The sequence below is a fragment of the Amycolatopsis sp. AA4 genome (genome assembly GCF_002796545.1).
GTDB lineage: Bacteria > Actinomycetota > Actinomycetes > Mycobacteriales > Pseudonocardiaceae > Amycolatopsis.
The window spans coordinates 295,100-306,129 of the sequence record NZ_CP024895.1 but is presented as its reverse complement, the minus strand read 5'-3'; the positions used below and the strand labels follow the sequence as shown (position 1 = coordinate 306,129).

Annotated in this window: 11 protein-coding genes; 4 read left to right on the top strand and 7 right to left on the bottom strand. The window is 70.5% G+C overall.

Translation table 11 applies throughout. The features are described 5' to 3' along the window. Window positions 1-14 precede the first annotated feature (14 nt). A complete protein-coding gene (locus tag CU254_RS42245) occupies window positions 15-899 on the top strand; it encodes a radical SAM/SPASM domain-containing protein (protein WP_037719464.1) in 885 nt (294 codons plus the stop codon). Window positions 900-921: 22 nt separating this feature from the next. Next, on the top strand, window positions 922-1,767 hold the full coding sequence (locus CU254_RS42240; RefSeq protein ID WP_037719250.1) for a hypothetical protein: 846 nt from the start codon (window positions 922-924) through the stop codon (window positions 1,765-1,767). A 14-nt stretch (window positions 1,768-1,781) separates the two neighbouring features. On the opposite strand, the gene CU254_RS42235 is transcribed toward CU254_RS42240, so the two are convergent. From CU254_RS42235 to CU254_RS42225, 3 genes are read right to left on the bottom strand one after another with little or no spacing between them, the layout of a single operon-like run. After that, window positions 1,782-2,561, bottom strand: coding sequence for an AAA family ATPase (locus CU254_RS42235; RefSeq protein WP_009086349.1), 780 nt, complete (start codon window positions 2,559-2,561; stop codon window positions 1,782-1,784). Next, window positions 2,558-3,538: a recombinase family protein gene (locus CU254_RS42230; protein ID WP_234392916.1), complete on the bottom strand. Its 981-nt coding sequence runs from the start codon at window positions 3,536-3,538 to the stop codon at window positions 2,558-2,560. The genes CU254_RS42235 and CU254_RS42230 overlap by 4 nt, the downstream gene beginning before the upstream one ends. Then, window positions 3,508-3,777: a hypothetical protein gene (locus CU254_RS42225; protein ID WP_009086353.1), complete on the bottom strand. Its 270-nt coding sequence runs from the start codon at window positions 3,775-3,777 to the stop codon at window positions 3,508-3,510. The genes CU254_RS42230 and CU254_RS42225 overlap by 31 nt, the downstream gene beginning before the upstream one ends. A gap of 228 nt (window positions 3,778-4,005) precedes the next feature. Between CU254_RS42225 and CU254_RS42220 the strand changes: the two genes are divergently transcribed. Beyond that, complete coding sequence (locus CU254_RS42220) at window positions 4,006-4,434, top strand: hypothetical protein (protein WP_037719470.1); 429 nt, start codon at window positions 4,006-4,008, stop codon at window positions 4,432-4,434. A gap of 5 nt (window positions 4,435-4,439) precedes the next feature. Further along, complete coding sequence (locus CU254_RS42215) at window positions 4,440-4,787, top strand: hypothetical protein (protein WP_009086357.1); 348 nt, start codon at window positions 4,440-4,442, stop codon at window positions 4,785-4,787. 50 nt (window positions 4,788-4,837) lie between these two features. On the opposite strand, the gene CU254_RS42210 is transcribed toward CU254_RS42215, so the two are convergent. From CU254_RS42210 to CU254_RS42195, 4 genes are all read right to left on the bottom strand, one after another. After that, the gene (locus CU254_RS42210) at window positions 4,838-5,122 is read right to left on the bottom strand and encodes a hypothetical protein (RefSeq protein ID WP_158688161.1); all 285 of its coding nucleotides are present in this window, start codon (window positions 5,120-5,122) and stop codon (window positions 4,838-4,840) included. A 437-nt stretch (window positions 5,123-5,559) separates the two neighbouring features. Then, entirely contained in the window at window positions 5,560-5,910 is a 351-nt protein-coding gene (locus tag CU254_RS42205; RefSeq protein WP_009086361.1) for a DUF6300 family protein, read from the bottom strand. Then, window positions 5,907-9,434, bottom strand: a complete 3,528-nt coding sequence (gene dnaE, locus CU254_RS42200) for a DNA polymerase III subunit alpha (RefSeq protein WP_050788576.1) — start codon at window positions 9,432-9,434, stop codon at window positions 5,907-5,909. The genes CU254_RS42205 and dnaE overlap by 4 nt, the downstream gene beginning before the upstream one ends. A gap of 185 nt (window positions 9,435-9,619) precedes the next feature. After that, entirely contained in the window at window positions 9,620-10,945 is a 1,326-nt protein-coding gene (locus CU254_RS42195; RefSeq protein WP_009086364.1) for a hypothetical protein, read from the bottom strand. Window positions 10,946-11,030: the final 85 nt, after the last annotated feature.

Sequence of the window (11,030 nt, the reverse complement as noted above, 5' to 3'; positions counted from 1 at the left end):
CGTCGTTTCTGTGGCTGGAAGTGACCGGACGCTGTCAGCTGAGCTGCCGGCAGTGCTATGCCGAATCCGGCCCGTCCGGGACGCACGGGTCGATGACCCGCATGGATTGGATGCGGGTGCTGGACGAGGCGGGGGCGCTGGGCGTGGAGACGGTGCAGTTCATCGGCGGCGAGCCGACCCTGTACCCGCACCTGGTGCCGCTGGTCGAGCACGCCCTGGACTTGGGGTTCGGGGTGGAGGTGTTCAGCAATCTCGTGCACGTCACCGACGAGCTGTGGGACGTCTTCTCGCGGCCGGGGGTGTCGCTGGCGACCTCCTACTATTCCGACGACCCGGCCCAGCACGCCGCGGTCACCGGCCGCCCCAGCTACGCGAGGACGAAGGCGAACTTCGCCAAGGCGCTGGGCCGCGGGATCCCGCTGCGGGCCGGGGTGATCGACCTGGGCGGCGGGCAGCGCGCCGGGGCCGCGCAGCGCGAACTGGTCGAGCTGGGCGTGCCCTCGGTCGGCTACGACCGGGTACGGCAGGTCGGTCGCGGGGTCCGCGACCAGCAGGCGGGCGTTGAGCAGCTGTGCGGGCACTGCGGCGACGGGGTCGCGGCGATCTCCCCGGACGGGGCGGTCTGGCCGTGCGTGTTCTCCCGCTGGCTGCCGGTCGGCAACGTTCTTGACGACGCTCTCGCCGCGATCCTGGCCGGCAGCGAGGCCGAGCAGGTGCGCACGGAGCTGGCGGGCGCGTTCGCCGCGCGTCAGTCGCGCGGCGGCGCGGGCACCAGCGGCCTGGACTCGTGCCACCCGAGTTGTGCTCCGGACCCGTGCCAGCCGACGTGCGCTCCGCGGTGCTCGCCCTCGTGCAGCCCGTGCGCGCCGTTCCGCCGCTGCTGGCCCACCTACCGGTGACCGCGTCGGTAGCCTGACCTGCATGTCTTCCCAGCCCGACCCGCTCGTCGACGACGAGCATCGTGCGTGGCTGCGCCGCTGCCTTGCCCGGGCCGCCGCCGCGCTCGATGCCGTCCCGGCAGGGGACGCGGTCTGGGGCTGGCGCGACCGGTCGATCAGCTCGCGGGTCGGCACGCAGCGCGGACCGCGATGGCTGCGGGTGGTGGCCGAGGCCGAGCAGTGGGCCGACGGCGAGTTCTGGACCGGCAACGTCGACGCCGGCCAGCTGACCGGCGTGGCCAAGCCGCGGGTCCTGCGGCACTGGGACTGGACCGAGCAGGCGCAGCGGCTGCGCGCGGAACTGATGACCGCCGCCGAGGGCCGGCCGTGCTCGCCGACCCCGGAGCTGCGCGCCGACCTCGACCTGCCCGATGCCTGGTGGAGCGGGCTTCGGGAATCGCTGGCCGCGCTCGCCGGTGCTGCGACGAGCCGGACCGCCGTGAGCCAGGACGAGGTCACCCGGCGGGTGCGGGTGTTCTTTGGCGACCGGGTCGATCCCGCGGTGGGGTCGTGGACGGTCGCGCACGCGGACCTGCACTGGGCGAACCTGCTCGAACCGGACTGCGTGCTGGTGGATTGGGAAGGCTGGGGCCGCGCCCCGGCCGGGTACGACGCCGCGACCCTCTACGTGCACTCGCTGCTGCGGCCGGCGGTCGCCGAGCGGGTCCGGGCTGAGTTCGCCGACCGGCTCGACAGCCGCGACGGGCTGCTCGCGCAGCTCTACGCCACGGGGCGGATGCTGCTGCGGATCAACGCCGGCGAGTACGAAGACCTCGCGATCCCGTTGCACCGCAACGCCGAACGCGCCATCGCCGCCCTTCAGCGCTGAAGCCGCGCCGGACGTCACTCGTCGGCGAGCAGGTGATGCAGGAACCGCTCCGGGCTGGCGAGGAACCCGCGGGTGAGGGCGACCGGTTCGGCCTGGTCGTAGCCGACTTGCTCGATGTCGCCGTCGCTGTCGATCTGCAGGATCCGCGCGCCGGGCACGGCCAGCAGGATCGGCGAGTGCGTGGCCACCACGAACTGGCTGCCCTGAGCGGTCAGCTCGGCGATCCGCGCCACCAGGGCCATGCACCCGCGCGGGGACAGCGCCGCCTCCGGCTCGTCCAGCAGATACAGCCCGCCCGGCCCGAACCGGTGCGTGACCAGGTCCAGGAAGGACTGGCCGTGGGAGCGTTCGTGCGGGGAGATTCCGCCGTAGGCGGGCAGCAGCGGCGGCGAACCGGGGTCCTGGTCGAGGCGTTCGATCTCGCTGGCGACGTTGTAGTAGGACTCGGTGCGCAGGAAGAACCCGGTGCGCGGCTTGCGGGCACCCCAGCGCAGCACCAGCCGGTCGCCGAGGCTCGACTCGGTGGCGCGGGTGGCGAACCGGAACGACTGGGAACCGCCCTCCGGGTTGAACCCTGCCGCCACCGCGATCGCCTCGACCAGCGTGGACTTGCCGGTGCCGTTGTCCCCGACCAGGAACGTCACGCCCGGGTCGAGGTCCAGCCCGCCCGCCTGGGCCAGGCGCCGCACGACGGGCAGGGTGTACGGGTAGCGGCCGGTGTCGGAGTCCGGTGCGATCCGGATCCGCTGCACGAACCCAGCGCCGGTCCGGGCGGCCGCACGCGCGCGGTTCACGCCGACGCCCCGGAAAGGGCGGCGAGGTCGGCGTGGGCCGCCTCGACGACGTCGGGGAATCGCTGCCGCTTCTCGTGCTCGGCCAGGGCGCGGTAGATGCTGGCCAGGCTCGGGTTCTGTCCTTTGCGCTTGCCGGTCGGGATGATCAGGTCCGGGCGGATGTCCTGAACGGACTCGCCGTTCGCGCGGCGGCGCAGCACGGTGTGGAGCATGTCGTCGGTGATCACCGGCGGCCGTCCGCCGTGGTTTCCCTTGCGGGCGGCGGCGTTCAGCCCCTCCAATGTGGACTCTCGGATGGTTTCGCGGTCGGTTTCGGCCATCGCGGCGAAGAACCCGAACAGCATCCGGCCGGTGCCCGACGGGTCGTAGATGCCGGGGATCGGCCCGGCGAGCATCTCCAGCAGGATCCCGTGCGCGGTCAGGTGATCCGCCGTGGCGGTCAGCTCGGCGGAGTCTCGGCCGAGGCGTTTCATTTCGTAGACGGTGAACAGGACCCGGCAGTGCGGGGCGTGCGCCTTGATCTCCCGGGCAGTCGCGAGGGCGGCCTCGAACTGGGGCCGGACGCGGATGCGGGTGGAGATCTTCTCGGCGAAGATCTTCTCGCGCGGGATGCCGTGCGCGGCCAGCGCGTCGAGCTGGGACTGCAGTTCCTGGGTCAGGTGCGAGCAGCGGGCGTAGCCGATCCGGATGTCCGCGGTCGGAGTGTCCGCCGCGATCGGCACCGGCGGCGGAGTACCCGGCCGCCACGGCTGACCCGGGCCGCGATCGGCGGGCGTGGGCACGCGCAGTCGCTTGGCCAGCCGGGGAACCTTGGCGAACCGGCCGGTGTGGTAGGTGCCGGCGACCGCTCCGGATCGGGACCGGCAGGGCGAGCCCGGTTCGGCCAGGCACCGCGGGCACGGGTGCTGCTCGACCTCGTCCGCGTCCGACAGCGGTGCGGCCGCGGTCATCGCCGCCGTCCGAACCGGCGCTGCCATCCGCCGGCGGTGCGCACCAGCGGCCACACCACGCGCCGCGTGGCGCCGGCGGGAAGCCGGATGACCGGCCAGCGCGCGGGGAGCGCTGCCTGGCGGCGCATCCGCTGCTCGAATTCGGGCCAGGACGCGGCTTCGCCCATCCGCAGCGACCGCCGCGGCGCCCACGCCGCGAACCGCCGCCCTTCGGCCCGCTCCCCGTCGCAGACCGCCCGCAGCGGTCGCGTCCCGTCTTTCACCATGCCCGGATTTTCTCACAAACATTTCCCAGAACCGCCTCGCCACTCTATTTGAGTGAGAACGAGTTCTGAGACGGATTCCGGCCCTTGGGCGCTCCGGCGAGGGATGTGCGCGGGTTCTTCTCAGAAACGGTCGTTTATGAGAAGGCTCCACGGCTGCACCCGCTGCTTCTCGTTTCACTCAGAGACACGCGTTGCGAAAAGTGAAATGAGATGCGTATGGTGAAACGCATGGCGAAACGCGACATGATCGACGACCTGGTTGACATCCTGTACCCCTGGCCCGATGCCGAAGACCTCGTCGACGGCGACGAGGATGCCCTCGACGCGTGGCGCGACGACGTGGCCGACCAGCGGAGGGAATTCGAGCAGACCCTCCGGCTCGCCGAGGAGCACGCGGACGGCGACTGGGACCCGGTGCTGACCGAGATCAACGCCGCCCAGCGGGAGATCCGCGCCGCCGAGGCCCGCAAGCGGATGCTGGTCGCCTACGGCCGCGAGTTCATCAAGCCCCAGCCCTACCAGCTCAAAGACCTCGCCGCTGCGGCCGGGATGTCGATCTCCGGCACCCGCAGCTCCTACACCGTCGAGGACATCGCCGCTGTCGCCCGCCGGATCGGCCGACAGCCCCGCTTCCGCACCGACGACACCGGGGAGTGAACACCATGACCGGCACCGACGCAGGAGCGACCGCGGCCGCGATCGCCGCGGGGTGCGCCTGCACCCCGGCGTGGCCCGCACTGGCGGTCACCCGCGACGACGGGACCGCCGAAACCGTGCTGGCCTCCGACACTCCGGGCCCGCTGGCGCGCCTGTACTACGCGCACTGCACCCGCTGCGGCGTCCAGTACCCCGGCCCGTTCCGGCTCCCGCCCCGCGCCGCGTGCCACACCGGGCGGACCGGTCCTTCCCGCGCGTGGCAGAACCGCTGCCCCGCAACGGAAAACGGGCACGCGCAGAAAGAATCCCTGAGCACCTTGATCCGGCGGGCGCTCGCTGAGGGCAATCGATAACCGGCTCCCCCCGGGCGACAGACAACGCGCCCGGGGGGAGCCGAGGCCGGTCACGGCCTGCGGTTGAACTTCTCGAAGTACGCCGGTTCGTTGTCGGGGGCGACGGACACGCCGAACACGTCGAACACGGTGTTGCCCGCCGCGTCGCGGCCGGCGGCCCAGCCGGGCCCGGTGGACCAGGTCAGCGGGCCGGGATCGTCGGGGTGCTGGGCACGGAATCCGTCGAGGTCCGCGATCGCTTTTTCGACGGACTCGTAGGCCGTCGCGAGGATGCCGGGCTGGGCGGACGTGGTGCGGTCGTGCACCACGTACACGGCGCGCTTGCTGCTGGTCATGGACGCCATAGTGCCAGCGGCGCGAAGATTTCACGGCGCGGTCGCGATCGGCATCGAACCGGTCGGCCCGTCTGAGCGCCTTCCGGGTTCTGTCGGTCCCGGATGCCACGCTGGCGGCCATGACCGCAGACGTGGCGCACCCGGACCTGAACGACGCAGGTCCCCGGCGCTCGCCGAGTTGCGGCGGCCGCCGGGGACACCCACCCGCCCCGGGCCTGGTGCCCGAGGCAACCGACATCCTGCCCCAGCGGCGGGCTGCTTCCGGAAACCGGCCTGTGTTCCGGCGGCGACCTGTGGGTTCGGCCGAGGCGGTCGAGGGCGTACCCACAGGCCCAGCGCAGAACGCGTGATCCAGGGTGGCCGCCGCTCGTCGGCGGCGTCGACGAGCGCTTCCCGGCACACGGGCTTCCTGTACGCCCAGGGCTTCTCGGTTTGGGTCACATCTCGCCGGCTTGCCATTGCCGGATGTCCTCGTCCAGTTCTGCTTCGGTGTATGTGGGCGGGTTGGCTGCGAGGTGGGCTAGCCATTCCCGCAGCGCGGGGGCGAGGTCGTTCACGGTGTCGTGCTCGATGCGTTCGTGGACGGCGAAACAGGCCAGGACACCTTGTGCGGCCTGGTCGTCGCGGTCGCAGCGCGGGCACAGCTCCACGGTGCGGTAGCTGTCGACGGTGTCGCCGGCGGGCAGGGGCGTCGTCGTCGGCACCCGTACTATGAGGAGCAGTTCTCCGCCGCACCGGCGGCAGTTCAGGTCGTCGGTGCGGCCGAGGACGATCTCCAGGCCGCTCACTGGACGATCGAGATCCCGCGGATGCCCTTCAGTTCCCCGGACAGCGCGGCGGAGGTTTTCACCGGGTAGTCGTCCAGCGTGAATTTGAGTTCGTTGCGGCCGGAGAGCAGCAGGTGGACCGGGGTGTCGCCTTTGTGTGCGGTCAGCGTGCCGCGCAGCTCCATGACGACCTCTCGGTCGAGTTTCGCCGCGTCGGCCTTGATCACGAACGGCGGCGGCCCGTCGGCGGGGTTGCGCTCGGCGTCGCTGATGTCCAAGGTGACGATGCTCCCTCCGAAGACCGACATCTTGTCCTCGCGCCAGTTCACCCGTCCCTTGATTGCGACGGCGGAGTCCTGCACCAGTTCGGCTTGCCACATCGAATAGGACTTCGGGAAGAACAGGACTTCCATCGAGGCGTCGAGGTCTTCCACGACCACGATCGCCCAGGGCTCGCCTTTCTTGTTCACCCGGCGGTCCACCGACGAGATCATGCCGGAGAGCACGATCTCGCCTTCCTTGGGCGCGTCGTCGACCAGCACGGCGATCGGCTTGGGTGCGTGCTGGCGCAGGATCCGCTCCGCGCCGTCGAGCGGGTGTGCCGAGACGTACAGTCCGAGCATGTCCCGCTCGTAGGCGAGCAGCTGTTTGCGCGGGTACTCGTCCGGCCCGAACTTCACGTGGGCCAACGGGGACGACGCCGCCGCGACCTCCGCGGACGATTCGTCGCCGCCGGTGCCGAACAGGTCGAACTGGCCCATCGCCTCCTGCCGTTTGAGCGGCACGACCGCCTCCACGGCTTCCTCGTGGACCGCGATCATCGACAGCCGGGTGAGGCCGAAGGCGTCGAACGCCCCGGCCTTGATCAGCGATTCCGTGACGCGCTTGTTGCACACCGGCAGCTCGGACTTGTCGAGGAAGTCGACGAATCCCGTGTAGAGGCCTTTTTCCTGACGGGTCTTGACGATCGAGTCGACGACGTTGGTCCCGACGTTGCGGACCGCGCCGAGGCCGAAGCGGATGTCGGAGCCGACCGCGCGGAACCGGAGGTTGGATTCGTTGACGCACGGCGGCAGGACCTTGATACCCATCCGTCGGCATTCGGCGAGGTAGATCGCCGACTTGTCCTTGTTGCCGGAGTTGGAGGTGAGCTGGGCGGCCATGAACTCGGCCGGGTAGTTGGCCTTGAGGTAGGCGGTCCAGTAGGAGACGAGTCCGTATCCGGCGGTGTGCGACTTGTTGAACGCGTACCCGGCGAACGGGAGCATGACGTCCCACAGCGTCTGGCAGGCTTCGGCGGAGAATCCCTTGCCGAGCATGCCTTCCCGGAATTTCTCGAACTCCTTCTCGATGATCTCCTTCTTCTTCTTGCCCATCGCGCGTCGCAGCAGGTCCGCGCCGCCGAGGGTGTAGCCGGCGAGTTGCTGCGCGATCGCCATGACCTGCTCTTGGTAGACCAGCAGGTGGTAGGTCTCGCCGAGGATGGGCTCGAGCGCGTCTTTCAGCTCGGGGTGGATCGGCGAGATCTTCTGCCGTCCGTTCGAGCGCTCGGCGTAGTCGATGTGCGCGTTCGCGGCCATCGGCCCCGGCCGGTACAGGGCCAGGACCGCGGCGATGTCGCCGAAGTGGGTGGGGGCCATCGCGCGCAGCAGGCTGCGCATCGCCGCGCCGTCGAGCTGGAACACCCCGAGGGTGTCGCCGCGGGAGAGCAGCTCGTAGGTTTTCTTGTCGTCCAGGGCCAGCGTCGCGAGGTCGATCTCGCGGCCGTGGTTGTCCTTCACGGCCTGGATGGTGTCCTCGATGATGGTCAAGGTGGACAACCCGAGGAAGTCCATCTTGAGCAGGCCCATGTCCTCGCAGGACGGGTAGTCGAACCCGGTGATCGTCGCGCCGTCGTCGCGCCGCCACAGCGGGATGACGTCGAGCAGCGGCTCGGAGGAGAGGATGACCGCGCAGGCGTGCACGCCGGCGTTGCGGATCAGTCCTTCGAGGCCGCGCGCGGTGTCCATGATCTGCTTGACTTCGGGGTCGGTCTCGGTCAGCGTTCGCACTTCGCTGGCTTCGCCGTACCGTTCGTGCTTCGGGTCGAAGATGCCCGAGAGCGGGATGTCCTGCGCCGCGATCGGCGGCGGCAGCGCCTTGGTGATCTTGTCCGCGATCGAGAACCCGGGCTGGCCGAAGTGCACCCGCGCGGCGTCCTTGATCGCGGCCTTCGTCTTGATGGTGCCGAAGGTGATCACCTGGGCGACGTTCTCCGCGCCCCACTTGTCGATCGTGTACTGCAGCACCTCGCCGCGGCGGCGGTCGTCGAAGTCGAGGTCGATGTCGGGCGGGCTGACGCGTTCGGGGTTCAGGAACCGCTCGAACAGCAGGCTGTGCTCGATCGGGTCCAGGTCGGTGATGTGCAGGATGTAGGCGACCAGCGACCCCGTCGCCGAGCCGCGGCCGGGACCGACCCGGATGCGCTGCTCCTTGGCCCACCGCACCAGGTCGCCGACCACGAGGAAGTAGGCGGAGAACCCCATCTTCGCCATGATGCCCAGCTCGCGGTCGATCCGGTCCTTGTATTCCTGGGTCGGGCCGTCGGGGAACCGGGTGGGAACGAACTTCTCGACCTCTTCGCGCAGCAGGTCGTCCTCGGTCTTGCCTTCCGGCACCGGGAACCGCGGCATCCGGTCGTGGAAGTCGAACACGTCCGCATACGACTGGACGCGCTCGGCGATCAGCAGCGTGTTCTGCGCGGCGCCGGGCACCTCTTTGTCCCAGTACTCGCGCATCGCCTCGGCGGACTTGAGGTAGTAGCCGTCGCCGTCGAACTTGAACCGGGTCGGGTCGGACAGCGTCTTGCCCGCCTGGACGCACAGCAGCGCCGAGTGCGCTTCGGCCTGGTCCTGGGTGACGTAGTGGGAGTCGTTGGTGGCCACCGGCTTGAGGTCCAGCAGCTTGCCGATCTCCAGCAGGCCTTCGCGCACCGACCGCTCGATCGGCAGCCCGTGGTCCATCAGCTCCAGGAAGAAGTTGTCGGCACCGAAGATGTCCTTGTAGTCGGACGCCGCCTGGATGGCCTGCTCGCGCTGCCCGAGCCGCAGCCGGGTCTGGACCTCGCCGGACGGGCAGCCGGTCGTGGCCATGATCCCGCGGTGGTTCTCCGCGATCAGGTCCCGGTCCATCCGCGGCTTGCGGTAGTAGCCCTCGAACGACGCCAGCGAGGACATCTTCAGCAGGTTCCGCAACCCGTCGGCGTTCTCCGCCCACATCGTCATGTGGGTGTAGGAACCGCTGCCCGAGACGTCGCCGCCCTCGCCGAACTCGTCCGAGCCGCGCTGGCTGGCCTGCCCCCAGAACACCGGCTTCTTGTGGAAACGGGACTCCGGCGCGACGTAGGCCTCGATGCCGATGATCGGCTTCACCGGGGAGTTCTTCGCGACCCGGTAGAACTCGGCGGCCGCCGACATCGTGCCGTGGTCGGTCATGGCGATCGCGGGCTGTCCCAGCCGCTCGGCTTCCGCCAGCAGCGGCTTGACCTTCGCCGCCCCGTCCAGCATGGAGTACTCCGTGTGGACGTGCAGGTGGACGAACGAATCCGACACTGTTGTTGACTCCCTGCGCGCGTGCTTGTCCGGTTTGGCGCCTCACAGTATCCCCGCGCCCGGCCCGAACGCCGGGACCCACACCGAACGTCACGACCGGCGATCGTCAGATCGCTCGCCGCGGACGGCACTGCCTGCGGCTATCCGAGGTAGGGGACCGCGAAGTCGACGGGAATCATCCAGGGGAACGCCAGCGGCACGCGCCTCGGCTGGGCGCCGCTGCCCGGCAGGGGAACCAGGACGTCTCCGCGGCGTTCGGCGGCGACCGGCGCGAAGGTGCATCCGTGCCGGCGCGCGGCCCGCTCGAACCAGTACGCCACGGCTTCGTGGACGGCGAAACCGCCGCACGTCGCCTCCCACAGCGTCCTGGCGCCGATGTCCCGGACGAGCCCGAGGGGGACCTGCTCCGGCAGGTTCAGCAGGTAGTACCGCGGCACCCGCCGGGAGCGGCGCCGCTGGATCCACGAGCGTCCCAGCGGCCGCAGGCCCGAGAACATCGCGAAGCTCCAGTCGAGCTTCCACCCGAGGAACACCGACACCGCGTTGAGCGCGAACAGCACGACCACGGCGCCGTGCACCGCGGCGCTGTCCCAGTCTCCCTCCGGCGCGTGCGCCAGGGCGAGCCCGCACAGCGTTCCGAACACCGCGCCCAGCACGGCGTTCCCCGCGACGAACGCCGACGTCCGGCCTGCGGGACTGCGCGAGAGCAGCGCCGCGGCGGCCGCGGCGGCCAGCGCGCTCGCCACCACCGGCCACGCGCTTCCGAGCCGCAGGACCACGTCCCCGCGACTGTCGGCGCGGAACGCGACCAGCCACAGCCCGAGCGCCACGATCGAGAAGGGAAAGTTCCCGGTGATCCCGAAGACGCCGTGCATCGCGCACGCCAGCACCAGCGCGACCGGCGCCGACCGCGGGTCGAGCAGCAGCACGGCCACGGCGAACTCCGTGCCGACCACCAGCGGAGGAACGCACCGGAACACCGTGTCGGGCAGTCTCAGGCCGAGCAGCCGAGCGTGCAGCCGGGCCACGACGCAGCCGGCGCTCGCATCGCCGGCCAGGTAGGTGCGATTCAGCTTGAACAGGGTCGCCGAGAAATACAGGCCCGCCAGCAAGTTGCGGGCCAGCACCGCGTCGTCGGCCGCAGGGAGGAGCGCCATCCCCGCGACGGCGACCACGCTCAGCCAGCAGTGATTCGCCAGCCGCCGCTGAACCGTCGCCAGCCACCAGAGGACGAACACGCCCGCCAACGCCGCGCCCAGGCGCGGCGGGACGCACAGCGCCAACGCCAAGCCTGCCGGCAACGCCGCCACTTGACCGCAGACGGTCGCCCGCCTGCTCAACTGCACCGCGAACACCGGAGCGTGCCGGAACGCGGCCGAGGACGCGCCGCGCTCGCACAGCCGGCTCCCCTGATGCACGACCATCCCGGCGAGCACCACCGCCGGAGCGTGCACGCTGACCATCACGCTCGTCTCCTCCTCAATCCCGGTCCCGACGTCCGGGAATCCGCCACGCCCTGTCCGGCGCGACCGCGGTCACGCCTTTCCTCGT

Excerpts from the sequence above, each read along its gene's own strand:
- CU254_RS42240 (WP_037719250.1), top strand. The coding sequence starts at position 922 with ATGTCTTCCCAGCCCGACCCGCTCGTCGACGACGAGCATCGTGCGTGG.
- CU254_RS42220 (WP_037719470.1), top strand. The coding sequence starts at position 4,006 with ATGGCGAAACGCGACATGATCGACGACCTGGTTGACATCCTGTACCCC.
- CU254_RS42230 (WP_234392916.1), bottom strand. The coding sequence starts at position 3,538 with ATGGCAGCGCCGGTTCGGACGGCGGCGATGACCGCGGCCGCACCGCTG.
- CU254_RS42225 (WP_009086353.1), bottom strand. The coding sequence starts at position 3,777 with ATGGTGAAAGACGGGACGCGACCGCTGCGGGCGGTCTGCGACGGGGAG.
- CU254_RS42215 (WP_009086357.1), top strand. The coding sequence starts at position 4,440 with ATGACCGGCACCGACGCAGGAGCGACCGCGGCCGCGATCGCCGCGGGG.
- CU254_RS42210 (WP_158688161.1), bottom strand. The coding sequence starts at position 5,122 with ATGACCAGCAGCAAGCGCGCCGTGTACGTGGTGCACGACCGCACCACG.
- dnaE (WP_050788576.1), bottom strand. The coding sequence starts at position 9,434 with ATGCTGGACGGGGCGGCGAAGGTCAAGCCGCTGCTGGCGGAAGCCGAG.